The sequence below is a fragment of the Streptomyces sp. MB09-01 genome (assembly GCF_033794505.1).
In the GTDB taxonomy this organism is placed as follows: Bacteria; Actinomycetota; Actinomycetes; order Streptomycetales; family Streptomycetaceae; genus Streptomyces.
Genome location: NZ_JARAYQ010000084.1, coordinates 1 through 24,456, shown reverse-complemented (window position 1 = coordinate 24,456; position 24,456 = coordinate 1). Strand labels below are relative to the sequence as shown.

Annotated in this window: 21 protein-coding genes and 1 pseudogene; 16 read left to right on the top strand and 6 right to left on the bottom strand. The window is 73.5% G+C overall.

Going from position 1 to position 24,456, the window contains the following annotated elements:
- Positions 1 to 4: 4 nt before the first annotated feature.
- The 3 genes and pseudogenes from PV721_RS19295 to PV721_RS19285 form a co-directional block, all read right to left on the bottom strand.
- Positions 5 to 844, bottom strand: coding sequence for a GNAT family N-acetyltransferase (locus tag PV721_RS19295; protein ID WP_319725938.1), 840 nt, complete (start codon positions 842 to 844; stop codon positions 5 to 7).
- Positions 845 to 1,287: 443 nt separating this feature from the next.
- A pseudogene (locus PV721_RS19290) lies at positions 1,288 to 2,058 on the bottom strand (PaaX family transcriptional regulator C-terminal domain-containing protein); the annotation flags it as partial.
- A 4-nt stretch (positions 2,059 to 2,062) separates the two neighbouring features.
- Complete coding sequence (locus PV721_RS19285) at positions 2,063 to 3,730, bottom strand: AMP-binding protein (RefSeq protein WP_319725936.1); 1,668 nt, start codon at positions 3,728 to 3,730, stop codon at positions 2,063 to 2,065.
- A gap of 126 nt (positions 3,731 to 3,856) precedes the next feature.
- On the opposite strand from PV721_RS19285, the gene PV721_RS19280 reads away from it, so the two are divergent.
- Complete coding sequence (locus tag PV721_RS19280; RefSeq protein WP_319725933.1) at positions 3,857 to 5,002, top strand: acyl-CoA dehydrogenase family protein; 1,146 nt, start codon at positions 3,857 to 3,859, stop codon at positions 5,000 to 5,002.
- Positions 4,999 to 5,397 (top strand): RidA family protein, encoded by a 399-nt coding sequence (locus PV721_RS19275; protein WP_319725929.1) that lies wholly within the window; start codon positions 4,999 to 5,001, stop codon positions 5,395 to 5,397. The genes PV721_RS19280 and PV721_RS19275 overlap by 4 nt, the downstream gene beginning before the upstream one ends.
- A gap of 29 nt (positions 5,398 to 5,426) precedes the next feature.
- Here the strand turns inward: PV721_RS19275 and PV721_RS19270 are convergent, their stop codons facing one another.
- Positions 5,427 to 5,636, bottom strand: coding sequence for a 4-oxalocrotonate tautomerase family protein (locus tag PV721_RS19270; protein WP_319725926.1), 210 nt, complete (start codon positions 5,634 to 5,636; stop codon positions 5,427 to 5,429).
- Between the two features lie 53 nt (positions 5,637 to 5,689).
- The gene (locus PV721_RS19265; protein ID WP_319725923.1) at positions 5,690 to 6,445 is read right to left on the bottom strand and encodes an SDR family NAD(P)-dependent oxidoreductase; all 756 of its coding nucleotides are present in this window, start codon (positions 6,443 to 6,445) and stop codon (positions 5,690 to 5,692) included.
- A gap of 110 nt (positions 6,446 to 6,555) precedes the next feature.
- Between PV721_RS19265 and PV721_RS19260 the strand changes: the two genes are divergently transcribed.
- On the top strand, positions 6,556 to 7,482 hold the full coding sequence (locus PV721_RS19260; RefSeq protein WP_319725921.1) for a LysR family transcriptional regulator: 927 nt from the start codon (positions 6,556 to 6,558) through the stop codon (positions 7,480 to 7,482).
- Positions 7,483 to 7,715: 233 nt separating this feature from the next.
- Here the strand turns inward: PV721_RS19260 and PV721_RS19255 are convergent, their stop codons facing one another.
- Positions 7,716 to 9,098, bottom strand: coding sequence for an aminopeptidase P family protein (locus PV721_RS19255; protein WP_319725919.1), 1,383 nt, complete (start codon positions 9,096 to 9,098; stop codon positions 7,716 to 7,718).
- Between the two features lie 202 nt (positions 9,099 to 9,300).
- Between PV721_RS19255 and PV721_RS19250 the strand changes: the two genes are divergently transcribed.
- The 13 genes from PV721_RS19250 to PV721_RS19190 all read left to right on the top strand — a co-directional run.
- The gene (locus PV721_RS19250) at positions 9,301 to 11,685 is read left to right on the top strand and encodes a collagenase (RefSeq protein WP_319725917.1); all 2,385 of its coding nucleotides are present in this window, start codon (positions 9,301 to 9,303) and stop codon (positions 11,683 to 11,685) included.
- Positions 11,686 to 11,767: 82 nt separating this feature from the next.
- Positions 11,768 to 12,955, top strand: a complete 1,188-nt coding sequence (locus PV721_RS19245; RefSeq protein WP_319725914.1) for an FAD-binding oxidoreductase — start codon at positions 11,768 to 11,770, stop codon at positions 12,953 to 12,955.
- Positions 12,955 to 13,266, top strand: coding sequence for a (2Fe-2S)-binding protein (locus PV721_RS19240; RefSeq protein WP_319725911.1), 312 nt, complete (start codon positions 12,955 to 12,957; stop codon positions 13,264 to 13,266). The genes PV721_RS19245 and PV721_RS19240 overlap by 1 nt, the downstream gene beginning before the upstream one ends.
- Positions 13,267 to 13,363: 97 nt before the next feature.
- Complete coding sequence (locus tag PV721_RS19235) at positions 13,364 to 14,968, top strand: NAD(P)/FAD-dependent oxidoreductase (protein ID WP_319725908.1); 1,605 nt, start codon at positions 13,364 to 13,366, stop codon at positions 14,966 to 14,968.
- 75 nt (positions 14,969 to 15,043) lie between these two features.
- Positions 15,044 to 15,964 carry a dihydrodipicolinate synthase family protein gene (locus tag PV721_RS19230; protein WP_319725905.1) on the top strand — a complete coding sequence of 307 codons (921 nt, stop codon included), beginning with the start codon at positions 15,044 to 15,046 and terminating at the stop codon, positions 15,962 to 15,964.
- 20 nt (positions 15,965 to 15,984) lie between these two features.
- On the top strand, positions 15,985 to 16,989 hold the full coding sequence (locus tag PV721_RS19225) for a proline racemase family protein (protein ID WP_319725903.1): 1,005 nt from the start codon (positions 15,985 to 15,987) through the stop codon (positions 16,987 to 16,989).
- Positions 16,986 to 18,002 carry a proline racemase family protein gene (locus tag PV721_RS19220; RefSeq protein ID WP_319725900.1) on the top strand — a complete coding sequence of 339 codons (1,017 nt, stop codon included), beginning with the start codon at positions 16,986 to 16,988 and terminating at the stop codon, positions 18,000 to 18,002. Before PV721_RS19225 ends, PV721_RS19220 begins: the two co-directional genes overlap by 4 nt.
- A gap of 44 nt (positions 18,003 to 18,046) precedes the next feature.
- Positions 18,047 to 18,955: an ornithine cyclodeaminase family protein gene (locus PV721_RS19215; RefSeq protein WP_319725950.1), complete on the top strand. Its 909-nt coding sequence runs from the start codon at positions 18,047 to 18,049 to the stop codon at positions 18,953 to 18,955.
- Between the two features lie 71 nt (positions 18,956 to 19,026).
- A complete protein-coding gene (locus PV721_RS19210) occupies positions 19,027 to 19,737 on the top strand; it encodes a GntR family transcriptional regulator (protein ID WP_319725896.1) in 711 nt (236 codons plus the stop codon).
- 222 nt (positions 19,738 to 19,959) lie between these two features.
- On the top strand, positions 19,960 to 21,702 hold the full coding sequence (locus tag PV721_RS19205) for an ABC transporter substrate-binding protein (protein ID WP_319725893.1): 1,743 nt from the start codon (positions 19,960 to 19,962) through the stop codon (positions 21,700 to 21,702).
- A 21-nt stretch (positions 21,703 to 21,723) separates the two neighbouring features.
- Positions 21,724 to 22,722, top strand: coding sequence for an ABC transporter permease (locus PV721_RS19200; RefSeq protein WP_319725892.1), 999 nt, complete (start codon positions 21,724 to 21,726; stop codon positions 22,720 to 22,722).
- Positions 22,719 to 23,705 carry an ABC transporter permease gene (locus PV721_RS19195; protein WP_319725890.1) on the top strand — a complete coding sequence of 329 codons (987 nt, stop codon included), beginning with the start codon at positions 22,719 to 22,721 and terminating at the stop codon, positions 23,703 to 23,705. Before PV721_RS19200 ends, PV721_RS19195 begins: the two co-directional genes overlap by 4 nt.
- On the top strand, positions 23,705 to 24,456 hold a 752-nt coding region (locus tag PV721_RS19190; protein WP_319725887.1), incomplete at its 3' end, for an ABC transporter ATP-binding protein. The genes PV721_RS19195 and PV721_RS19190, both read left to right, overlap by 1 nt.

The following is a 24,456-nucleotide window of genomic DNA, read 5'->3' as shown; positions in this document are numbered from 1 at the left end:
GCGTTCACACCGGGACGACCTCGGCGCGGTCCTCGACCGGGGTGTAGCCCAGGCGCTGGTAGACGCCGTTGCTGGTGGGGTTGGCCAGGTCGGTGAAGAGGAGGACCTCCGAGGCGCCGGCCGCGTGCGCCGCTGCGCTCGCCGCGTGGGTGACCCCGGCGGCGTAGCCGCGGCCGCGGAGCGCGGGCGGGGTGTAGACCGGGCCGATGCGGGCGGCCGAGCCGATCGGGCGGGAGAAGGACGCCAGGGAGACCGGGCCGCCCTCGTGCTCCCACAGCAGGACCCCGCCGTACGAGATCCGGTCGCGCAGCACGGCTTCGGAGCCGGCGCCCCTCACGCCCGCCTCCTCGTGGAAGGCGGTGATCCATTCCAGCAGCAGCGGGAGGTTCGCCGCGGTGGCGGTCCGCGGCCGCCCGGCCGGGGCGGGATCCGGGGCGACCAGGCCGGCCAGCCGGTACAGGCGGAGCTCCTCGGCGATCCGGGTGGGCCGCCCCCAGGCCTCGGCCAGCGCCTGTGCGTCCGGGCGGCGTGCGTTGAACGCGCGGAGCCCGGCGAGCAGCGGTTCGCCGCGCAGCGCGGCCCCCAGCGCCCGGACCGCCTCGGCCGGCACCACGCCGAGCACCATCGGGAACGGCGGGGTGCACAGCAGCGCCCCGGCGACGGTCCCGTCCGCCCCGGTCCACCAGCCGAAGAAGGGGGCGTCGGAGCCGTAGGCGGTGCTCCCGCGCCGCTTCAGCCCGTCGGTCACGGTCAACAGGAGGGTGTTGGAGACGGGCTGCGCGGCCGCGGCCGGGCCCGCCGCGGCCAGATAGGCCGCCAGATCCGTGGTGAAGGTCCAGGTCATGGCCCATCCTGGCGGGACGGGGAGCCGGCGCGCACCCGGATTTCCGTCAGGCCGGCAGCCAACCCGGCCACCACGGCGGCACGTTGTCGGGCCCGCACCGCTCCGGGTTGCCGGGGTATCCGTCCAGGGTGCCCTCGACGGCGAAGAACCAGATGACCAGCACCCCCAGCACGATCACCACCGGCACCATCCGCAGCAGCGGGTGCCGGCGCGGCATGAGCATCGCGACCACCACCGCGCACACCGCGAAGCCCACCACCAGGACCGGGAGCAGGAAGGTCAGCTCGGCCACACCACCCGCTTCCCAGCCCGCGTCGCAGTAGGCGCGTGCGCGTGACGAGAGGGCGATGGCCAGGCATCCGGCCGCGGCGCCCAGCAGCCCGGAAGCGATCATCGAGAGGACGCCGGGCCACGTGCGGGACGTCGGCGCCGGGTTCGTGGAACCGTAGCCGCGCGTGGAGTTCGGCGAAGACGGCCGCCGCCCGGTCGCCCGGCCAGCCCGCCGGGAGCAGCTCGCGCGGCAGGCCCGGGTCGGCGTACGGCAGGCGCCGCCAGGAGTCCAGCGCGAACAGGTAGCCGCGGTAGGCCTTCTCCGGCGCCGGCTCCGGACCCGCCTGGAGGGCGCGCAGGGCCGGTTCGTGCAGGTCGAGGAACTCCTCGTGCTGTTTGGCCAGGGCCGCCAGGTCCCACCAGCGGGCCACCGCCTCGGCGCTCGGCGCGAAGCCGAGGTGGGCCCCGCGGAACAGCTCCACGTACGGCGTCAGGTGCAGCCGCTCCAGCGTGTGCGCGGTCTCCTCGGCCAGCCGGGCCGGGGCGATCCACACGCCCGGCGCCACCGCGCCGAAACCGAGCCGGGCCAGCCGGGAACGCAGCAGGTGCCGCTTGTTCCGTTCCTGCTCCGGGACGGAGAACACCGCCACCAGCCACTCCTCCGACAGCTGCGGACTGCCGTAGATCCGGCGGTCGCCGTCGTCCAGCAGCTGCTGCGCCTCCTCGGAGAGGCCGTACGCGGCCGAGCCGTCCGCGGCGCGCTCGGGCAGCAGGAAGCCCCGCCGCTTCAGCCGGGACACCGACGAGCGGACCGACGGGGCGTCGACGCCGACCGCGCCCAGCAGGCGGACCAGCGCGGACACCGGGACCGGGCCCTCGAAGGCCCGCCCGTAGGCTCCGTAGAACGTGACGATCAGGGATCGCGGGGTGTGCTGCTCGACCACGGTTTCACTCTAGGCCGTCGGGCCGGTCGGGCCGGTCGGGCCGGTCCGGCCGGGTGTCGGGGTCCCGCAGCCGGAAGCGCTGGAGCTTGCCCGTGGCCGTGCGCGGGAGCGCGGGGAGGAAGACGAAGGAGCGCGGGCACTTGTGCGGGGCCAGCTCCGCCCGCATGAAGGAGCGCAGGGCCTCCTCGGTGAGGACCACGCCGTCACGGGCGACGGTGTACGCCACCACGATCTGCCCGCGTCGCTCGTCCGGGCGGCCCACCACCGCCGCCTCCACCACGTCCGGGTGACGCAGCAGGGCCTCCTCCACCTCCGGGCCCGCGATGTTGTACCCCGCCGAGACGATCATGTCGTCGGCCCGGGCGACGTAGCGGAAGTAGCCCTCCGGATCGCGCACGTAGGTGTCACCGGTGACGTTCCAGCCGTCCTGTACGTACTCACCCTGACGGGGGTCCGCCAGGTAGCGGCAGCCCACCGGGCCGCGTACGGCCAGCAGCCCCGGCTCGTTGTCCGCGACCGGCCGGCCGGACCGGTCCACCACCCGGGCCTGCCAGCCCGGGACCACCCGGCCGGTCGTACCGGGCCGGATCTCCTCGTCGGCGGCGGAGATGAAGATGTGCAGCAGCTCGGTCGCCCCGATGCCGTTGATGATCCGCAGGCCGGTGCGCTCGTACCAGGCCTGCCAGGTGGCGGCGGGCAGGTTCTCCCCGGCCGAGACGCAGCGGCGCAGCGCGGACAGGTCGTACATGCCCACGTCGTACGGGCCCAGGGCGTCCAGCATCGTCCGGTACGCGGTGGGCGCGGTGAACAGCACCGTCACCCGGTGCTCCGCCAGCGCGGGCAGAAGCCGGCGCGGCACGGCCTCCTCCAGCAGCAGCGCGGACGCGCCCGCCCGCAGCGGGAAGACGACCAGCCCGCCGAGGCCGAAGGTGAACCCGAGCGGCGGGCTGCCCGCGAACACGTCGTCCGGGCGGGGGCGCAGCACGCTGCGGGAGAAGGTGTCGGCGACGGCGAGCAGGTCGCGGTGGAAGTGCATGCAGCCCTTGGGCCGGCCGGTGGTCCCGGAGGTGAAGGCGATCAGGGCGACGTCGTCGGCGGAGGTCGGGGCGGCCGGGAAGGGCCCCTCGTGTCTCTCGGCCAGCCGCAGCAGGTCGTCCCGGGCGCCGCCCCCGTACGCGGTGATCCGCAGCCCCGGCACCTCGGCCTTGACCAGGTCGTCCAGCACGTCCGCATGGCACAGGGCGTGCTGGACCCGGGCCATCGCGCACACCGTGGCCAGCTCCTTCGCGCGCTGCTGGGGCAGTACGGTCACCGCCACCGCGCCCGCCTTCATGACCGCCAGCCAGCAGGCGGCGAGCCAGGGGCCGGTGGGTCCGCGCAGCAGCACCCGGTTGCCGGGGACGACGCCGAGGTCGACGGTGAGCACGTGGGCGAGGCGGTCCACGCGCTCGCGGAGCCCGCCGTACGTCCACACCTCGCCCGTGCCGCTGCGGAAGGCCGGGCGGTCGGCGCCCTCGGGGCCGAACCGGCCGATGGTGGCGTCGAGCAGCTCCGCCCCGCAGTTCAGGCGGTCGGGGTAGGCCAGTTCGGGCAGATCGAAGACCAGCTCCGGCCAGGTGTGGGCGGGTGGCAGATGGTCACGGGCGAAGGTGTCCGTGTGAGCGGAAGGCATGAGGTCCAAGGCGGGTCGCCCCCTGCAGCGGTCCGGAGTGGGTGGGGCCGGCCGTGCTGTTGCCCTACGAGCGTATCGTGATGGTGACGGCAGTCAACAGGACGCGATAGATGCGGGGACATACGGATGACCGGATTCGCGCTCGGGGTGGACCAGGAGGAGTGGTGCGGGCAGTTGCGCGCACTGGCGGCCGACCGGCTGAGGCCGCTGGCCGAGAAGGGGGAACCGGGAAGGGTCAACCGGCCGCTGCTGGCCGCGCTGGGCGAGCTGGGCCTGCTGGAGCGGGTGTTCGCCTCGGGCGCGCTGGAACTCTGCCTGCTGCGCGAGTCCCTCGCCTACGGCTGCACGGAGGCCGAGACGGCCCTCGCCCTCCAGGGGCTGGGGGCGTACCCGGTGCTCAAGGCCGGGAGCGAGGCGCAACGGGAGCGCTGGCTGCCGCAGGTGCGCACCGGGCGGGCGGTGGCGGCCTTCGCACTGAGCGAGCCGGGCGCCGGCTCGGACGCGGCGGCGCTGGCGCTCGCGGCCGGGGCCGACCCGGACGCGCGGGGCGGCTGGCGGCTCAGCGGGGAGAAGTGCTGGATCTCCAACGCCCCGGAAGCAGATTTCTACACGGTGTTCGCCCGGACGGGTGAAGGACCGGGGGCGAGGGGCGTCTCGGCCTTCCTCGTCCCGGCCGACCGTCCCGGACTCTCCGGCGAACCGCTGGACATGCTGTCCCCGCACCCGATCGGCTCCCTCACCTTCGACGCCGTCCCGGTCGGCCCGCGGGACCTGCTCGGTGAACCCGGGCGGGGCTTCCGCGTCGCGATGGACACCCTGAACCTCTTCCGGCCGAGCGTCGGCGCCTTCGCGGTGGGCATGGCCAGGGCCGCGCTCGACGCGACGCTGGCGTACACGGCGGGGCGGGCGGCGTTCGGCGGGACGCTGAGCGACCTCCAGGCGGTGGCGCACCGGGTCGCCGAGATGGCCACCCGCACGGAGGCGGCCCGGCTGCTCGTGTACGCGGCCGCCGGGGCCTACGACCGGGGCGCCGCGGACGTTCCGCGCCGGGCGGCCATGGCGAAACTGCTGGCCACGGAGACGGCCCAGTACGTGGTCGACCACGCGGTCCAGCTGCACGGGGCGGTCGCCCTGCGGCGGGGCCACCTGCTGGAGCACCTCTACCGGGAGGTGCGGGCGCCGAGGATCTACGAGGGGGCGAGCGAGGTGCAGCGCACGATCATCGCGAAGGAGCTGTACGGGACGCTGCCCGGGGAGGTGGCGGCCGGATGAGCCCGGAACGGATCAACCCGCCGGAACTGTCGCCCGCGACGGGCTTCTCGCACGCGGTCGCCGCCACCGGGTCCCGGCTCGTCTTCCTGGCCGGCCAGACCGCCCTGGACGGCTCGGGCAAGGTGGTGGGGGAGACCCTGCCGGAGCAGTTCGAGGTGGCCCTGACCAACCTCCTGGCCGCCCTCGCGGCGGCGGGCGGCGCCGCGAGGGACCTGGCCAGGGTGACGGTGTACGCCGTGGACGTGGCGGCGTACCGCGAGTGCTCGGCCGAACTGGGCCGCATCTGGCGCCGGCTGGCGGGCCGCGACTACCCGGCGATGGCCGTCATCGGCGTGGTCCGCCTCTGGGACGACCGGGCCCAGGTCGAACTCGACGGGGTCGCGGTCCTGCCGTGACCGCCGAAGGGGAGCGGGGCCCGTCACGCTCAGCTCCGCGCACGGGTCCGGCGGTACTCCTCGGTCGGGACGCCGCCGACGCCCCAGTCCTCCAGGTCGACCTCGTCGATGAGGACGAAGGTGGTGGCCGGGTCCTTGTCGAGGACCCTGACCAGCAGGTCGGTCACACCGGCGATGATCTCGGCCTTCTGGGCGGCGGTGGCGCCCTCACGGGTGATCTTGACGTTGACGTACGGCATGGCGGTGTATGTCCTTCCGGTGAGAGGGGAGTGGGCGGGCGGGCAGGCGGGGCTCAGGCGGCGCGGCCGGTCACGTGGCCGCCGTCCACGCGCAGGGCGTGGCCGGTGACGAACGTGGCGCCCGCGAGGTAGAGCACGGCGTCGGCGACCTCGGGGGCCTCGCCGACCCGGTTCAGCAGGGCGAGTCCGCCGAAGGAGTCCACATCGGAGCCCGCGTGGAGCGGGGTGCGGATGATGCCGGGCGACACGAGGTTGACGCGGATCCCGTCGGCGGCGAGCTCGGCGGCCAGGCTGGTCGTCAGCGCGTGCACCCCGGCCTTGCTGACCACGGGTGCGGAGGCCGGGAAGCCGGCCAGCGCGTGGTCCACCAGGACGGTGCCGATGTTGACGATGCTGCCGCCGCGGCCCTGGGCGCGCAGCGCCCGCACCACGGCCTGCGTGGTGAGGTAGGTCCCTTTGAGGTTGCCCGTCAGGAATCCGTCGAGCTCGGCCTCGGTGACCTCGGTGAAGGGCTTGGAGGCGAAGGTGCCCGCGTTGTTCACGAGGACGTCGATCCCGCCGAACCGGTCGAGCGCGGTGCGGACGAGCGCCTCGCCGGTCTCCGGTTCGGCGATGGCGCCCGCGACCCAGGCGGTCCGCTCCGGGTGTCCGAGACCGGCGGCGGCCTTGGCGAGGCGGTCGGAGTTCCGGCCGTTGAGGACGACGTTGGCGCCGCTCGCCAGGAAGGCGCGGGCGATGTCCAGCCCGATGCCGCTGGAGGAGCCGGTGACGAGAGCGGTGATGGTGGTGGCGTTGGTGTTGGCGTTCATGGTGTGTGTGCCTCCCGGGGCGAGGGGTCCGTCTTGCTGACACCAGAAACCTACGAACCATCAACCCATAACACCACGACGTAAAATGGAGCATGTCATAATCCCACGTTATGGATGTGGATCTGCGTGACCTGGAGCTCCTGGACGCCACGGCCGAGGCCGGCTCGCTGACCGCGGCCGCCGAGCGGCTCTACGTGAGCCAGCCGGCGCTCAGCCAGCGGCTCACCCGCCTGGAGGCCCGCCTGGGCATGCCCCTCTTCGACCGCAAGGGCCGCCGCCTGGTCCCCACCGCAGCCGGCCGCCGGATGCTCGTGGCGGCCCGCCAGGTCCTCGGCGAACTGGCCTCGGCCTCCCGGGACCTGAGGGAGATCCGCGACGGGCGCGACCGGCGGGTGCGCTTCACCGCGCAGTGCAGCACGACCTTCCCCTGGCTGCCGCCCGTACTGCGCGCCTTCCGCGAGCGCGAGCCGGACATCGACGTACGCCTGGAGACCGTCCCCGACGACGCGCCGGTGCCGGCGCTGCTCGCCGACCTCGTCGACGTCGCGCTGGTCACCAAGCCGGATCTGCAGGTGGACAGGGTCTCCCTCACCAAGCTGTTCGACGACGAGATGATGGCCGTGGTGCCCGCCGGACACCCGTGGGCCGCGCGGGCGCACCTGACCGCCCGTGACTTCGACGGCGTCGACATGGTCCTCTACGACGGCTACGACCAGAGCCGCATCCCCTCGACGCCGCTGCCGATCCCGCCGGGGGCCCGGCCCGGCCGGATCACCACCATGCCGGTGGTCACCGAACTGGTCGTCGAGATGGTCGCGGGCGGCCAGGGGGTGACGGTCCTGCCCAACTGGGTGGCCGCCCCGTACGTCGCCTCGCACGGCCTCGCCCTCGTGCGGATCGGCGCGCAGCCGCTGACCCGCACCTGGTTCTGCGCCACTCGGACCGGGCCGCGCCCGCCCCACCTGGAGGCCTTCGTCGAGGAGCTCACGGCCTGCCTGACGGCCCCCCGGGCCGCGCTCCCGGGCGGCGGCACCTGACGGGTCGTGGGCGACGGGCTTCCCGGGCGGATCCGTACGAGATCCGGCCCGCCGGAGCCTGGTTGGACTCGGAGTGCCGACCGGCCGCCCGCTCCGTCTGACCGCCGCCCGGTCCGAAGACGGCAGGGACGGCCTGGTACTCCAGCCGAGGTTCGATACGTGTCATAGGGATGTTGCCCAGCGATGCCACTACCAGCGACGACGGGCAACATCCCTGTGACAAATCCCGAACCTCAGCTGGAGTACTGGCCCTCCAGCAGGCCGCCCATCCACTCCTCTATCCCGGCGACGGTGCGCGGCAGCGCGCCCGACATCAGGCGGGCGCCGTCCGCCGTGACGACCAGGTCGTCCTCGATGCGGATCCCGATGCCCCGCAGCTCCGCCGGGAGGGTCTCGTCGTCGGGCTGGAGGTACAGGCCCGGCTCCACGGTGAGGACCTGGCCCTCCTCCAGGACGCCGTCCAGGTAGGTCTCCGCCCGCGCCTTCGCGCAGTCGTGCACGTCCAGCCCCAGCATGTGCCCGCTGCTGCACAGCGTGTACCGCCGGTGCAGGTCGCCCTCCGCGTCCTTCAGGACGCCCCACTCCGCCAGGCCCTCCGCGATCACCCGCATGCCGGCCCGGTGGAAGTCCCCGAAGCTCGCGCCCGGGCGCAGCGCCGCCATGCCCGCCTCCTGGGCGGCCAGGACCAGCTCGTAGACCTGCCGCTGGACGGGGGAGAAGCGGCCCGACAGCGGGAGGGTGCGGGTGATGTCCGCCGTGTAGAGGGTGTCCGTCTCCACGCCCGCGTCCAGCAGGAGCAGCTCGTCCCCGTTCAGTCGGCCGTCGTTGCGGATCCAGTGCAGCGTGCAGGCGTGGGCGCCGGAGGCCGCGATCGTCTCGTACCCGGTGCCGTTGCCCTCGGCCCGCGCGCGCAGGCCGAAGACGCCCTCGATCCACCGCTCCCCGCGCGGATGGGCCAGCGCGCGCGGCAGGGCCCGTACGACGTCCTCGAAGCCCGCCGTGGTGTGGTCGACGGCCAGCTGGAGCTGCTCGACCTCCCACGCGTCCTTCACCAGGCGCAACTCCGACAGCGCGGAAGCCAGTTCCGCGTCGGAGGCCGCGTTGCGGCCGGCCGGTGACCCCAGCTCGTCCAGGTGCGCGCAGCGGATGCCGGTGAGGCTCTGCGCCTCCGCGAGGTCCGGCCGGCGGCCCACCCAGAACTCCCCGTACCGGCGGTCCCGGAAGAACTCCTCGTTCCCGTCCGCCCGGGGCGAGCGCGGCCGCAGGTAGAGCACCGCCTCGTGCGCGTGCGGGCCCGAGGGCTCCAGGACCAGGACGTGTCCGGCCTGGTCCTCGCCCGTGAGGCCCGTCAGCCAGGCGTACGCGCTGTGCGGGCGGAAGCGGTGGTCGCAGTCGTTGGAGCGGACCTTCAGTTCGCCGGCCGGGACGATCAGCCGCTCGCCGGGGAAGCGGGCCGAGAGGCGTGCCCGGCGGGCCGGGGTGACGGCGTGGGCCGGGACGCGCGCGGAGGCGGGGAGCGGGGAAGCGGCCCAGTCGCCCGCCATGAAGCGGGACAACTCCGCGGATACCGGGCGGTCGTGACTGCCCGTGTTGAGGGGGGCGGGGTTCTCGGTCACGAGGCTCCTTCAAGAAAGATGCGAACTGGTGGGCGCACAGGTCTTGTCAGTGCAATTTCACATTACTATGTTACAGCTCACACCGCGGCACGTTAACCCCCGTCAAACGCCGTGTGACCCAGGGCAGTTGGCCCAGAACAGACGAACTCAGGACCGTTCACGCACCACCCCCCACCTCACCCTCTCCACACAGGAGTTCTCGGTGTTCCAGCACAGAGCAGTGCGCTCTTCCCTCCTCGCCTCCGCCGTGGCCGTGACCCTCCTCGCCACCGCGGGCCAGGCAACCACGCAGGCCGCCGCGCCGCAGGCCCCTGCCCCGGCCGCCTTCGCGGGCGCCCAGGCCGCTCCCGCCTCCGGCCCCACGGGGAACCCGTTCGACGAGGTCGACCGTCTCGCCCACGCGAAGGACAACACCCCCGCGCCCGCCCCGGCCCCGGGTGGACAGGCCATCACCGGCCAGGTCCCCGGCGCCGCGACGGCCGCCTCCGCGCCCGCCGACGACCTGCAGAAGCGCGGCAGGACGGCCAAGGCGGCCCCCACCGCCAAGAGCGTCGCCGCCGGCGTCCCCTGCACCCTCGACGGGATCGCGAACCTCACTCCGGAGCAGTTCGCCGACTTCCTCGGCGACCAGGCCGTCCTCGCCGACGGGTGCCTGCGCGGCCTCATCTGGACCTGGGACGCCCGCCTGGCCCCGGTGATGTCGGACGCGCACGTCCAGGCCGTCTCCCGCCGGATATCCGCCCTGGCCGCCGCCCACGACGGCCGCAACTCCTCCCACCTGGAGGAGATGTTCACCTACCTGCACGCGGTCGCCTACCACGACTACTCGCGCTCCGAGATCGACGTCACCGACGCCCCGACCGTCGACGCCATGCGCCGGGCCATCGCGGACTTCGGCAACGCCGCCCGCACCTTCGACGTGACGCCCACCAACGCCCGCACCCTGCGCGAGGCCCTCTACGCGGCCAGCGCGCCCGGCCTGCGCCAGCACCAGCTCGGCCTCATCAAGAAGGTCCTGGCCACCATGGACCCGGCCCACCCGGCCACCCACCACGACGCGACCTGGGCGGGTGCGGCGCTCGCCGCCCTCTCCGTCAGCTACCTCGGCGTCTACCCCGGCAACCAGGACACCGCCTTCCACTCCGCCGTGGCGGGCGACGCCTCCTACCGCGCCGCCTTCAAGGCCTTCTCGACGTACACGCACCTCAAGGGCACGGCCAACGCCTGGGTGGCGCGCGACGCGCTCAGCGAGTACGCCCGCTTCGGGCAGGTCGACGGCCTCCGGGACCAGGTCGTCGCCGACCTCGGCGCACTGCTGGGGCCCGTCAAGGCCGGCTTCGGCGACGGCAGCGAGCAGTGGGCCAAGCTGGTCTCCTGGCTCAACTTCTACGAGGCCTGCAAGCCGTACGGGGTGTGCAAGGAGGACATCGAGAAGCAGCTCTTCCCCTACACCTACTCCTACGACAACGGCGCCATCAAGGTCCGCACCGCCCTGGACCGGGCCACCGTCGACCAGCTCTACTACGCGAGCAAGCAGGTCAAGTCCCAGTACCACCGCGTGCTCGGCACCGAGCAGCCGCTCGCGGGCGACCCCAACACCACGCTGAACATCGTGCTCTACGCCTCCCGCGCCGACTACGTGAACTACCACCCGATCCTGACCGGCTACGGCACCGAGAACGGCGGCATCTACATCGAGAACGGCGCCACCTTCTACACCTACCAGCGCCGCGTCCCGCAGGACTCCTCCCTCACCCTCGAGGAGCTCTTCCGCCACGAGTACACGCACTACCTCAACGGCCGCTACGCCGTCCCCGGCTTCTTCGGCGAGGGCCCCTGGTACGAGGGCGACCGCACGACCGCCATGGACGAGGGCACGGCCGAGTTCTTCGACGGCGCCACCCGCGACAACGGCATCGCCGTCCGCAAGTCCCTCGTCAAGAGCATCATCAACGACACCTCCGGCGGCGGCCCGCGCATGAGCGTCGAGCAGCTGCTGAACGCCACCTACGACGGCGACGGCTTCCGCTTCTACAGCTACGCCGGCACCTTCTTCGAGTTCCTCTGGACCGAGAAGCCCTCCCTGCTGCGCGAGATGTACACCCACCTGCGGAACGACGACGTGGCGGCGTACGACGCCTGGCGCCACCGGCTGGGATCGGACGCCTACCTCCAGCGCGACTACGACCGCTTCCTGGACGCGCAGATCGCCAAGGTCGACCAGCTCTACGTGCCGAACACCTCCTTCACCCCGAACGACCGGCTGCGCGACTCGGCGCTCGCGTCGGTGAAGTCGTCCTTCGCCACGGCCACCTACAACACCCCGGACTGCGTGGAGAACGGCGACCCCGGCAAGCGCCGGTTCACCTGTACCGGCCGGATCACCGCGAACCTGAAGAACTGGCGCAGCGACGACCAGAACTTCAAGGACGTGTCGGAAACGGTCGACTACTTCATCCTCGACCGGGCGGGCGCGGCCTCCAACAACCTCGCCGACATGAACTGCTCCTTCGGTCCGCTGGAGATCTGGAGCAACAAAAAGGCGGGGAGCACGAGTTACAGCTGTGAGGGACCGCTCCGCAGCTGACCCGGCACCGGACCGGTCCTGCGCCTGAGGAGGGTGCAGGACCGGTCTGGGCAGGCACTAAAGAATGTGACATATTACTGTCGTGCTCAAGAGACACTCCCTGGACGCCGTGATCATCGGCGCCGGCGTCGTCGGGGCGGCCTGCGCGTACTACGCGGCCCGCGCCGGGCTCTCCGTGGCCGTGGTCGACCGCGGACCCGTCGCGGGCGGCACGACCGGCGCCGGCGAAGGCAACCTGCTCGTCTCCGACAAGGAGGCGGGACCGGAACTCGACCTCGCCCTCCTCTCCACCCGGCTCTGGACCGAACTCGCCGCGGTCCTCCCGCGCGCGATCGAGCACGAGCCCAAGGGCGGGCTCGTCGTCGCCCCGGACGAGACCACCGTGCAGGCCCTGCGGAGCTTCGCCGAGGGCCAGCGCAAGGCCGGGGTCGACGCGGTCGAGGTGCCCGCCGACGCCCTGCACGAATTGGAGCCGCACCTGGCCCCGGGCCTGGCGGGCGGGTTCCACTACCCGCAGGACGCCCAGGTCCAGCCGGCCCAGGCGGCAGCGCGGCTGCTGGCCGCGTCCGGAGCCGAGGTGTACCTCGGCGAGGAGGTGACGGGCGTACTGCTGGACCGGGGTGCCGTACGAGGGGTCAGCACCCCGCGCCGCGAACTCCTGGCCCCGGCCGTGGTGAACGCGGCCGGCACCTGGGGCGGCCACATCGCCTCGCTGGCCGGGGTCGCCCTGCCCGTCCTCCCGCGCCGCGGCTTCGTCCTGGTGACCGAGCCGCTCCCGCGGGTGGTCCGGCACAAGGTCTACGCCGCCGACTACATCGCGGACGTCGCCAGCGGCTCCGCCGCCCTGCAGTCCTCGGCCGTGGTCGAGGGCACCCCGTCCGGCCCCGTCCTGATCGGCGCCACCCGGGAGCGGGTCGGCTTCGACCGCTCCCTCTCGACGGAGGCCCTGCGCCGCCTGGCCGCGCAGGCGGCGGCGCTCTTCCCGGTGCTGGCCGACGTCCGGGTCCTGCGCACCTACCACGGCTTCCGCCCCTACCTCCCGGACCACCTCCCGGCGATCGGCCAGGACCCCCGCCGCCCCGGGCTGCTGCACGCCTGCGGCCACGAGGGGGCGGGCATCGGCCTGGCCCCCGCCACCGGGCTGCTGATCGCCGCCGCCCTGACGGGGGCCGAACCGCCGCTGCCCGCACACCCGTTCCGCCCGGACCGCTTCGGTACGGACGCGGGCGCCGCCGACACCCCCGCCGACACCCCCGAGGAGCCCTCCTGATGCGCAGCCCCCGCTCCCTGGTCGGCGGCACCCCGGCGGCCGCGCACGAGATCACCTTCGACGGGCGGGACCTGCCCGCCCTGCCCGGCCAGAGCATCGCCGCGGTGCTCTGGGGCGCCGGGATCCTGGCCTGGCGGACCACCCGCGAGGGGGGCGCCCCGCGTGGCGCGTTCTGCGGGATCGGCAGCTGCTACGACTGCCTCGTCACCGTCAACGGCCGCCCGAACCAGCGCGCCTGCCTGGTCCCGGCCCGGCCGGGGGACACCGTCACCACCCAGGAGGGAACCGGTCATGCCGACCTCGCCGTCTGAACCCGCCGGTCGCGCGGGCCGCGCGCATCTCGCAGACCTGCCGGCCCCTGCCGCCGGGCCGGTGCTTGCCGCGGGGTCCGCGCCTGCCGCTGTGCCCGTGCCGCTGCCTGTCGCCGTGCAGGTGCCCGCCGCCGGGTCCGCTTCCGGGCCCGCGCCCGCCCGTGCCGATCTCGCGGTCGTCGGCTCCGGCCCGGCCGGCCCCGCCGCTGCCTCCGACAGCCCTGCCGTTGCTCCTGCCGCGCGCACGTCCGGTCCCGCCGCGAGCTCGGCCGCCGCTTCCGCCGCTGCTCCTGCCGCGAGTGCCGGCGCCCACGGTTTCGACCTCGCCGTCGTCGGGGCCGGCCCGGCCGGGCTGGCTGCGGCCGTCACGGCCGCCGGGCTCGGGCTGCGGGTCGCCCTGCTCGACGCGGGGGAGCGCCCCGGCGGGCAGTACTACCGCCACCCCGCCCCGGGCCTGGGCGCGGCTCGCCCGGAGGCCCTGCACCACGGCTGGGCCGAGTTCGCGACCCGTGAAGCCGCCCTGCGCGCGCACGAATCGGCCGGCCGGATCACTTACCTCCCGCTCCACCACGTGTGGACGGTCGTCCCGGGCAGGGCGGCCGCGCCCGCCACGGACTGGACCCTGCACGCCGTGGCCGGGCCCGAGGAGGCGGCGGCCTCGGTCGACGCCTCGGCCGTGCTCATCGCCACCGGGGCCCACGAGCGGCAACTGCCCTTCCCCGGCTGGACCCTGCCCGGCGTGGTCGGGGCCGGCGGGGCGCAGGCCATGCTCAAGGCCGGGCTGGTCCTGCCGGGCAAGCGGGTGGTCGTCGCCGGGAGCGGGCCGCTGCTGCTCGCCGTGGCCGGGTCCCTCGCCGCCGCCGGAGCCACCGTGCCCGCCGTGGTGGAGGCCGCCGCCTACACCGCGTACGCCGGCCGGATCCCCGTCCTGCTGCGCAACCCCGGCAAGCTCGTGGAGGCCGCCGGCTACGGCGGGGCGCTGGCCCGCCACCACGTGCGGCTGCTCACCCGGCACGCCGTCACCGAGGCCCACGGCACCGACCGGGTCGAGGCCGTCACCGTGGCCCGGCTCGACCGGGAGTGGCGCCCGCTGCCCGGTACCGCCCGCCGGATCCCCTGCGACGCCCTCGCCGTCGGCCACGGGCTCGTCCCCCAGCTCGAACTCGCCACCGGCCTCGGCTGCGCCACCCGGCGCAGCCCCGACGGCACCGTCGCCCTCGTCCTCGACGCCGAACAGCGGACCTCCGTCCCCGGCATCTGGTCGGCGGGCGAGACCGGCGGCATCGGCGGCGCCCAACTGGCCATGGCCGAGGGTGAACTGGCGGCCCACTCCATCGCGGGCGTGCCGTGCGGCCCCCGGCTCACCCGCCGCCGCGCGCGGCTGCGCGCCTTCGCCGACGCGATGGCCGCCGCCCACCGGCCGGGCGCGGGCTGGACCGGCTGGGTGCGCGACGACGCCGTCGTGTGCCGCTGCGAGGAGGTCCCGGCCGGCCGGATCCGGGAGGCGGCCGAGGACCTCGGCGCGCGCGACGCCCGTACCGTCAAGCTCCTGACCCGGGCGGGCATGGGCTGGTGCCAGGGCCGGATGTGCGGCCCGGCCGTCGCCGCCCTCGCCGGGGAGGAGCAGCCGGCCGACAGGCGGCCGCTGTCCTGCCCGGTCCCGTTGCGCCGGCTCGCCGAACTTCCGCCCGCGGACCGCTGATCGGGGCGCCCCGGCCCTTGTGGCCATCCCGCACCCGCTAGTAAAATGTCACACACCACTCTAGGGAGCCCTCTCATGACCCACGCGCACACCCCCGCGCCCCGCACCCGCACCCGCCCCTGGCACGGCATCATGGTCGCCACGGCGCTCCCGCTGCGCCAGGACCTCAGCGTCGACTACGACGCCTACGCCGAACACGTGGCCTGGCTGATCGCCAACGGCTGCGACGGCGTGGTCCCCAACGGCTCCCTCGGGGAGTACCAGACCCTCACCGACGAGGAGCGCGCACAGGTCGTGCGCACCGCCGTCGAAGCCGCCGGGGACGGCGCCCGCGTCATGCCCGGCGTCGCCGCCTACGGCAGTGCCGAGGCCCGCCGCTGGGCCGAACAGGCCGCCGAGGCCGGCGCCGGCTCCGTACTCCTCCTGCCGCCCAACGCTTTCCGGGCCGACGAGGAGACCGTGCGCGCCCACTACGCCGAGGTCGCCCGCGCCGGACTGCCCGTCGTCGCCTACAACAACCCGTACGACACCAAGGTGGACCTGACCCCGGCCCTCCTCGCCCGGCTGCACGCCGACGGCTCCATCGTCGCCGTCAAGGAATTCAGCGGGGACGTGCGCCGCGCCTACGAGATCGCCGAACTCGCCCCCGGCCTCGACCTGCTCATCGGCGCCGACGACGTCCTGCTCGAACTGGCCCTCGCGGGCGCCGTCGGCTGGATCGCCGGCTACCCCAACGCCCTGCCCCAGTCCTGCGCCACTCTCTACCGGGCCGCCGTCGCGGGGGACCTCACCACCGCCCTGCCGCTCTACAAGTCCCTGCACTCCCTGCTGCGCTGGGACTCCAAGACCGAGTTCGTCCAGGCCATCAAGCTCTCCATGGACCTGGCCGGCCGCCCCGGCGGTGCCACCCGCCCGCCGCGCTTCCCGCTCACCGGCGAGACCGAGGCCGCCGTCCGCGCCGCCACCGAGAAGGCCCTCGCCGAGGGCCTCAACTAACCAGCTGGAGGGGACGCCTGATGCGTACGCGCCACGTTTACCACGCGGTGGACTCGCACACCGAAGGGATGCCGACCCGGGTGATCACCGGGGGAGTCGGGGTGATCCCCGGCGCCACGATGGCCGAGAAGCGGCTCCATTTCATCGAGCACACGGACCACGTCCGCACCCTGCTCATGTACGAGCCGCGCGGGCACTCCGCGATGAGCGGCGCCATCCTGCAGCCCCCCACCCGCCCCGACGCCGACTACGGCGTCCTCTACATCGAGGTGTCCGGCCTGCTCCCCATGTGCGGGCACGGCACCATCGGTGTCGCCACCGTCCTCGTCGAGACCGGCATGGTGCCGGTCGTCGAGCCGGTCACCACCGTCCGGCTCGACACCCCCGCCGGACTGGTGAGCGTCGACGTCCGCGTCGAGGACGGTGCGGCCACCGCCGTCACCCTCACCAACGTCCCCTCCTTCAGCGTCGGCCTCGACCTGAAGGCCGAGGTCCCCGGCCACGGCACGGTCACCTACGACCTCGCCTACGGCGGCAACTTCTACGCCTTCGTCGAACTCGAGGCCCTCGGCCTCCCCTTCGACCGCGCCCGCAAGGACGACCTGCTCGCCGCCGGACTCGCCGTCATGGACGCGATCAACGCGGGCGACGACCGGCCCGTCCACCCCGAGAACCCCTCCATCGCCGGGGTCAAGCACGTCTACCTCGCCGCCCCCGGCTCCGACGCACGCCGCTCCCGGCACGCCATGGCCATCCACCCCGGCTGGTTCGACCGCTCGCCCTGCGGTACGGGCACCAGCGCGCGCATGGCCCAGCTGCACGCCCGCGGACTCCTGGACCTCGGCACGGACTTCGTCAACGAGTCCTTCATCGGCACCGAGTTCACGGGCCGGCTGGTCGGGGAGACCACCGTCGGCGGGCTCCCGGCGGTGGTGCCCACGGTCACCGGCCGGGCCTGGATCACCGGCACCGCCCAGTACTTCCTCGACCCGGCCGACCCCTTCCCCGGAGGCTTCCTGCTGTGATCACCGTCCGAACGGTGGACTACCACACCGCCGGCGAGGCCTTCCGGATCGTCGACTGCGGCGCGGAGGGCCTGGCCGTGCCCGGTGACACCGTTGCCGAGCGCTGCGCCACCGCCATCGGCCCGGGAGGCTCCGGGACCGCTCCGCGCCGGGGCGCGCTGGACGACGTACGGCGCCTGCTCGTGCAGGAGCCGCGCGGACACGCCGGGATGTACGGGGGGTTCGTGGTGCCTGCCGACGACGACGGGGCCCACTTCGGCGTGCTGTTCTGGCACAAGGACGGCTACTCCACCGCGTGCGGCCACGGCGCCATGGCCCTCGGAGCCTGGGCCGTGGACACCGGCCGGGTCGCCGCCCCGGACCACGGCGACGCCCAGGTGCGCATCGACGTACCGTCCGGGCGGGTCACCGCGACCGTGCACCGGGACGGCGGCCGCACCACCGGGGTCACCTTCCGCAACGTGCCGGCCCGGGTGGGCGCCCGCAAGGTCCCCGTCGCCACCACCCTCGGACTCGCCGAGGTGGACATCGCGCACGCCGGGGCCTGTTACGCCTCCGTCCGCGCCCGCGACCTCGGCCTGGACGTCTCCCGGGCCTCCCTGCCCGCCCTGGTGCGGGCCGGCCGGGAGATCCGGGCCGCGCTCGCCGCGCACCCCGCCACCTGGCACCCCGACGGCCCGCTGCTGTCCGGGGTGTACGGGGTGATCCTCCACGAGGAGCTCCCGGACACTCCCTTCGGGCCGCACCAGCGCAACGTCACCGTGTTCGCCGACGGGCAGATCGACCGCTCGCCCTGCGGATCCGGCACCTCGACGCGGCTCGCGCTGCTCGCGGAGGACGGGCGGCTCGGCCCCGGCGAGGACCTGCTGAACGAGTCGGTCACCGGCACGATGTTCACCGGGCGGATGCTGGACGGCGGGGTCACCGAGATCACCGGCACCGCCTACCGCACCGGCGAACACGCCTTCGTGCTCGACCCGCACGACGCCCTCGGCAGCGGGTTCTCGCTGTGAAGGGGCCCGCCTCGAGCGGCCTGCGGCACTTCGGCGCTGGGGAGATGGCCGCCCTGCTCACCCCGGCAGCGGCGACCGAGGCCCTGGCCGCCGCCCTGCGCGGCGGCCTCGACCCGGAGAGCTGCCCGCGGCGCACCGCGCTCGCCGTACCGGGCGGGGGCGAACTGCTGCTGATGCCGGCCGCGTCCGGCTCGTACGCCGGCGTGAAGATCGCAGGGGTGGCGCCGGGCAACCCGGCCCGCGGGCTGCCCCGGATCACCGGCTCCTACCTGCTGCTGGACGGGCCCACCCTGCGCCCGCTGGCCCTGCTCGACGGCGCGGCCCTCACCACCCTGCGCACGCCGGCCGTCTCCGCCCTCGCGCTGCGCCACCTGGCTCCGGCCGGGCGCCCGCTGCGGCTGGTGCTCTTCGGCTCGGGACCGCAGGCGTACGGGCATCTGGAAGCGGCCCTGTCGGTCAGGGAGCTGGCCGAGGTGGTGGTGGTCGCCCGCGACCCGGCGAGCGGGGAGCGGCTCGCCGCGCACGCCCGCGGCCTGGGGCTGCCCGCCCGGACGGGCACCCCGAAGGCGGTGACCGACGCCGATCTGGTCATCTGCTGCACCACGGCCCGGGAACCGCTCTTCGACGGGCGCCTCGTCGGGTCGGGCGCCACCGTCGTCGCCGTGGGCTCGCACGAGCCGACCGCCCGGGAGACGGACACGGCCCTCGTGCGACGCGCGGCCGTGTACGTGGAATCCCGCGCGGCGGCCCTGCGCGAGGCCGGCGACCTGCTGGTCCCGGAGGCGGAAGGGGCGATCGGGCCCGGCCACATCACCGGTACCCTCGCCGACCTGGTCGCAGGGCGGATGCCGGCGGGCGGAGCGCAGAGTTGTCCACAGCTCTTCAAGAGCGTGGGCATGGCCTGGGAGGATCTTGCCGTGGCGGTCGCGCTGTGCGAGGCCGCCGGAGTGTGAGCAGCGCAACGTGACATTGTACGCTGTTCCTCTGCGCGTCGGTGGTGTTCGGGGGTCTCGGAGGAAATGCAATGGGTGACCTGAAGCAGCACAGTCTCATCAAGGCCCAGGAACGGCTCCGCGACCAGGTCGGCCACGCGCTCCGAGCCGCTCTGATAGCGGGTGAGCTGCGTCCCGGCAGCGTCTACTCGGCCCCCGGCCTCGCGGCCGAACTCGGCGTCTCGGCCACCCCGGTGCGCGAGGCCATGCTCGACCTCGCCCGCGAGGGACTGGTCGAGCCGGTCCGCAACAAGGGCTTCCGGATCACCGAGGTCAGCGAGCGCGACCTGGACCAGTTCACCGAACTGCGGACGATGATCGAAGTGCCGACCATCGGCCGGATCACGAAGATCGCCACGACCGAGCAGCTGGAGGCGCTGCGGCCGATCGCGGAGGAGATCGTCACCAGCGCGCGCGAGCACAACCTCATCGGCTACCTGGAGGCGGACCGCCGCTTCCACCTCACGCTGCTCGGGCTCGCCGGCAACGACCGGCTCGTCGAGACCGTCGGCGACCTGCGCAAGCGGTCCCGGCTGTACGGCCTGACGGGCCTGGACGAGGCCGGAAAGCTGGTCTCCTCGGCGGAGGAGCACATCGAGCTGCTCGACCTGATGATCAGCGGTGACGCCGCGGCGGCCGAGGCCTGCATGGTCCGCCACCTCGGCCACGTCCGCTCCCTGTGGGCCCAGGGCCGCGACGAACCGGTGGGCCGCACCCCGGGCGGCCTCGGCTCCGGCCTCTAGCCTCCGGCCCCTAGCCTTCGACCTCCGGCCTCCAGCCCCGGCCTCTCGGCTCCGACAGGGCCCGCCACGGCGGGCCCTGTCGCGTCCCGGGCCCAACTGCCCTCCAGACAGGCGTATTTGGACACGGCTGGATAACGGGCCGCCCAACCCCTTGTCAGTACAATTTCACATTACTATGTTACCGGTCACATCCTAGAGCGCGGCCCTTCACTGGAGTGACCCATGACCAAGCGCACCCAACTCGCCCTCGCCACCGCCCTGGTGGCAGCACTCGTACTCGGCGCCTCGGGCTGCTCCGGCACCAAGAAGGGCTCCGCGGGGGCCGGCGCGTCCAACCCCGCCGCCGCCAACGACGGCAAGATCCTCGGCGGCAGCCCGGTCAAGGGCGGCACCCTCACCGTCCTGTCCAACCAGGACTTCGCGCACCTCGACCCCGCCCGCAACTGGGTCATGCCGACCATGGACTTCGCCACCCGGCTCCTCTACCGCACGCTCGTCACCTTCAAGGCCGAGCCCGGCAAGGCCGGCAGCGAGGTGGTCCCCGACCTGGCCACCGACCTCGGCACCCCGTCCAACGGCGGCCGCACCTGGACCTTCACCCTCAAGGAGGGCGTGAAGTACGAGGACGGCACGCCGATCAGAGCCCAGGACGTCAAGTACAACGTCGAGCGCTCCTTCGCCCCCGACCTCACCGGCGGCCCCGACTACGCGGCCCAGTACCTGGCCGGGACCGAGGGCTACAAGGGCCCGCTCCAGGGGCAGCACCTCGACTCGGTGAAGACCCCCGACGACCGCACGATCGTCTTCGAACTCAAGCGCCCGGTCGCCGAGTTCTCCGCGACCGCCACCCTGCCCACCTTCTCGCCCGTCCCCCAGTCCCAGGAGAAGGGCACCCAGTACGACGCCCGCCCGTTCTCCTCCGGGCCGTACAAGATCGAGTCGTACGACCGCGACAAGAAGCTGGTCCTGGTCCGCAACGAGCACTGGGACGCGAAGACCGACACCGTGCGCAAGGCCTACCCCGACAAGTTCGTCGTCGTCATGGGCCTCAAGGGCGGCCAGATCGACGACCGCATCATCGCCGGCGAGGGCGCCGACGCCTCCACCGTCCAGTACGCCGACATGCGCCCCGAGAGTGCCCCCAAGGTGCTGCCCAAGCCGGACGTCAAGGCGCGCCTGATCGCGGAGTCCAAGGGCTGTACCGAGATGCTGTTCCTGAACAACTCCCGTGCCCCCTTCGACGACCCCAAGGTCCGCGAGGCCATGCAGTACGCCGTAGACAAGGAGGCCGTGGTCACCGCGGGCGGCGGCCCGGCCCTCAACGAGATCGCCACCGCCTACCTGCCCCCGGCCCTGACCGGCGGCAAGCAGGCCGACACGCTGAAGATCGCCCCGGCCGGCGACCCGGCCAAGGCCAAGGAACTGCTGAAGGCCGCCGGCAAGGAGAAGCTCAAGGTCTCCCTGTCCGTCTCCACCGGTGACAAGGGCGCCGCCGAGGCCATCCAGCAGGGCCTGTCCCGCGCGGGCATCGAGGTCGTCATCGACACCGTCGACCCGGGCGCGTACTACGACGTCATCGGCGACCTCGCCACCACCCCCGACATGACCTTCACCGGCTGGTGCCCCGACTACCCGTCCGGATCCACCTGGATCCCCTTCGTCTTCGACGGACGCACCATCAAGGACAAGGGCAACCAGGGCAACTACAGCCAGTTCCGCGACGAGGCGACCATGAAGCGGATCGACGAGATCAACAACATGGCCGACGCGAAGCAGGCCAACCAGGCCTGGATCGACCTGGACGCGGAGCTCATGAAGAAGTCCCCGTCCATCCCGGTCCTGCTGGAGCGCAAGCCGCTGCTCGTCGGCCCCAACATCGCCGGCGCGTTCGGCCACCCCGTGTGGACCGGCGGGATCGACTACGCGACGGTCGGCCTCAAGGACCCGTCGAAGAGCCAGGGCTGAGGACGACGGAACCCCGACACCATGACCACCACCGCACCCGGTGCCGGCGGCCAGGCGGCCCCGGCCCCGGGCGGGGCCCCGGCCCCCGACATTGCCAAGGACGGTCCCGCGGCGGCAACCGCCGGCAGCAGCCCCTGGCAGCTCGCCCGGCGGGAGCTCCGCCGCCGCCCCGCCGTCCGCGTCAGCCTCTGCGTCGTCCTGCTCTTCGTCCTCATGGCCGTGACCGCCCCCTGGCTGGGCGCGCTCGGCGGCTGGTCGCCGGAAGAGTTCGACAAGACCGCCATCGACCCCTACCTCGGCGGCCAGCCCCTCGGCTCCTTCGGCGGGATCAGCCCCGAGCACTGGCTCGGCGTCGAACCCGTCACCGGCCGCGACCTGTTCGCCCGCGTGGTCCACGGCGCACAGGTCTCCCTGCTCATCGCCTTCGCCGCCACCGCCATCGTGGTCGTCGCCGGCACAGCCGCCGGAATCGCCGCCGGCTACTTCGGCGGCCGCACCGACGCGGTCCTGTCCCGGCTCATGGACCTCACCATGTCCTTCCCCTCACTGATCTTCATGATCGCGATGTTGTCCGTGGCCAAGGACGTCAACCGGATCGTCCTCATGACCTCCGTCATCGGGGTCTTCGGCTGGCCCGGCGTCGCCCGCGTCGTCCGCGGCCAGACCCTCTCCCTCAAGCACCGCGAGTACGTCGACGCCGCCCGCGTCGGCGGCTCCGGCCCCTGGCGGATCCTGACCCGCGACATCCTCCCCGGTGTCTCGGGCCCCGTCATCGCCTACACCACCCTGCTCATCCCCGGGATGATCAGCACCGAGGCCGCCCTGAGCTACCTCGGCGTCGGCGTCCGCCCGCCCACCCCCTCCTGGGGCCAGATGATCGCCGAGTCCGTCGCCTACTACGAGACCGACCCCATGTACTTCGTCATCCCCAGCGTCTTCCTCTTCCTCGCCGTGCTCGCCTTCACCCTGCTCGGCGACGCGCTGCGCGACATCCTCGACCCGAGGGGCGGCCGCACGTGATCGCCTACCTCGCCCGCCGGCTGCTCGCCCTCGCGGGCGTCCTCCTCGCCATCGCCGCCGTCACCTTCCTCATCTTCTACGTCCTGCCCGCCGACCCGGCCGCGGCCGCCTGCGGCAAGACCTGCAGCGCCGAGCGCCTGGCCGACGTACGGGCGTACCTGGGCCTCGACCAGCCCCTGTGGCGGCAGTTCGCCGACTTCCTGACCGGCATCTTCACCGGCCGCACCCTCGGCACCGGCCAGTACGCCGTCGCCTGCGACTTCCCGTGCCTGGGCTACTCGTACGAGAACTCCCTGCCCGTGTGGGACCTGCTCATGGACCGGCTCCCGGTCTCCGCCTCCCTCGCCGTCGGCGCCGCCGTACTGTGGCTGGTCCTGGGCCTGGGCGCCGGGGTCACCGCCGCCCTGCGCAAGGACACCGCCACCGACAAGGCCCTGATGGTCGGCGCGGTCGCCGCCGCCTCGCTGCCCGTGTACTTCACCTCCGTGATGCTCATCTACGGGGTCATCCGCATCGCCGGCCTCCTGCCCTACCCCACCTACCAGGCCTTCACCGACAACCCCTTCGCGTGGGCCTCGAACCTGCTGCTGCCCTGGACCGCGCTCGCGCTGCTCTACGCCGCCATGTACGCGCGCCAGAGCCGGGGTTCGATGATCGAGGCGATGGCCGAGCCCTACATCCGCACCGCCCGCGCCAAGGGCATGCCCGAGCGGACGGTCGTCGTCAAACACGGGCTGCGCTCCGGGATGACCCCGATCCTCACCATCTTCGGCATGGACCTCGGCGGGCTGCTCGCCGGCGCCGTCATCACCGAGTCCATCTTCGGACTCCCGGGCATCGGGAGGCTGTTCTACGGGGCCCTGGTCAACTCCGACCAGCCCGTGGTCCTCGGGGTGACCCTGCTCGCCGCCTTCTTCATCGTCGTCGCCAACCTCCTGGTCGACCTCCTGTACGCCGTCATCGACCCGAGAGTGAGGTACTGATGACCGCTCCGCTCCTCGAAGTACGCGATCTGCGCGTCACGTTCACCACCGCGCGCGGGACGGTACGGGCCGTGGACTCGATCGGCTTCACCGTCGAGGCCGGACGCACCCTCGGCATCGTCGGCGAATCCGGCTCGGGCAAGTCCGTCACCTCGCTCGCCGTCATGGGCCTGCACCGGGGCCCGGTCGAGGTCGCCGGCTCCGTAGCCCTCGCCGGACAGGAACTGACCACCCTGTCCGAGCGGGAGCTCTCCCGGGTCCGCGGCCGCCGGATGGCCATGATCTTCCAGGACCCGCTCTCCAGCCTGCACCCCTACTACACGGTCGGCGAGCAGATCGCCGAGCACTTCCGGGTGCACTTCAAAGCCGGCCGGGCCGCCGCCCGCAAACGGGCCGTCGACATGCTCGGCGAGGTCGGCATCCCGGAACCGGGCCGGCGGGCGGGAGAGTACCCGCACCAGTTCTCGGGCGGCATGCGGCAGCGCGCGATGATCGCCATGGCCCTGGCCTGCGAGCCCGACCTGCTGATCGCCGACGAACCGACCACCGCCCTGGACGTCACCGTGCAGGCGCAGATCCTGGAACTGATCGCCCGGCTCCAGCAGGAGCGCGGACTCGGCGTCGTGATGATCACCCACGACCTGGGCGTCGTCGCCCGCGTCGCCCACGAAGTGCTGGTCATGTACGGCGGCCGGGCCGCCGAACAGGCCCCGGCCGACGCACTGTTCGCCGACCCCGCCCACCCCTACAC

Excerpts from the sequence above, each read along its gene's own strand:
- PV721_RS19270 (WP_319725926.1), bottom strand. The coding sequence starts at position 5,636 with ATGCCGTACGTCAACGTCAAGATCACCCGTGAGGGCGCCACCGCCGCC.
- PV721_RS19295 (WP_319725938.1), bottom strand. The coding sequence starts at position 844 with ATGACCTGGACCTTCACCACGGATCTGGCGGCCTATCTGGCCGCGGCG.
- PV721_RS19260 (WP_319725921.1), top strand. The coding sequence starts at position 6,556 with ATGGATGTGGATCTGCGTGACCTGGAGCTCCTGGACGCCACGGCCGAG.
- PV721_RS19285 (WP_319725936.1), bottom strand. The coding sequence starts at position 3,730 with ATGCCTTCCGCTCACACGGACACCTTCGCCCGTGACCATCTGCCACCC.
- PV721_RS19215 (WP_319725950.1), top strand. The coding sequence starts at position 18,047 with ATGGCCGCCCTGCTCACCCCGGCAGCGGCGACCGAGGCCCTGGCCGCC.
- PV721_RS19240 (WP_319725911.1), top strand. The coding sequence starts at position 12,955 with ATGCGCAGCCCCCGCTCCCTGGTCGGCGGCACCCCGGCGGCCGCGCAC.
- PV721_RS19265 (WP_319725923.1), bottom strand. The coding sequence starts at position 6,445 with ATGAACGCCAACACCAACGCCACCACCATCACCGCTCTCGTCACCGGC.
- PV721_RS19230 (WP_319725905.1), top strand. The coding sequence starts at position 15,044 with ATGACCCACGCGCACACCCCCGCGCCCCGCACCCGCACCCGCCCCTGG.
- PV721_RS19205 (WP_319725893.1), top strand. The coding sequence starts at position 19,960 with ATGACCAAGCGCACCCAACTCGCCCTCGCCACCGCCCTGGTGGCAGCA.
- PV721_RS19210 (WP_319725896.1), top strand. The coding sequence starts at position 19,027 with ATGGGTGACCTGAAGCAGCACAGTCTCATCAAGGCCCAGGAACGGCTC.
- PV721_RS19200 (WP_319725892.1), top strand. The coding sequence starts at position 21,724 with ATGACCACCACCGCACCCGGTGCCGGCGGCCAGGCGGCCCCGGCCCCG.
- PV721_RS19280 (WP_319725933.1), top strand. The coding sequence starts at position 3,857 with ATGACCGGATTCGCGCTCGGGGTGGACCAGGAGGAGTGGTGCGGGCAG.
- PV721_RS19275 (WP_319725929.1), top strand. The coding sequence starts at position 4,999 with ATGAGCCCGGAACGGATCAACCCGCCGGAACTGTCGCCCGCGACGGGC.
- PV721_RS19225 (WP_319725903.1), top strand. The coding sequence starts at position 15,985 with ATGCGTACGCGCCACGTTTACCACGCGGTGGACTCGCACACCGAAGGG.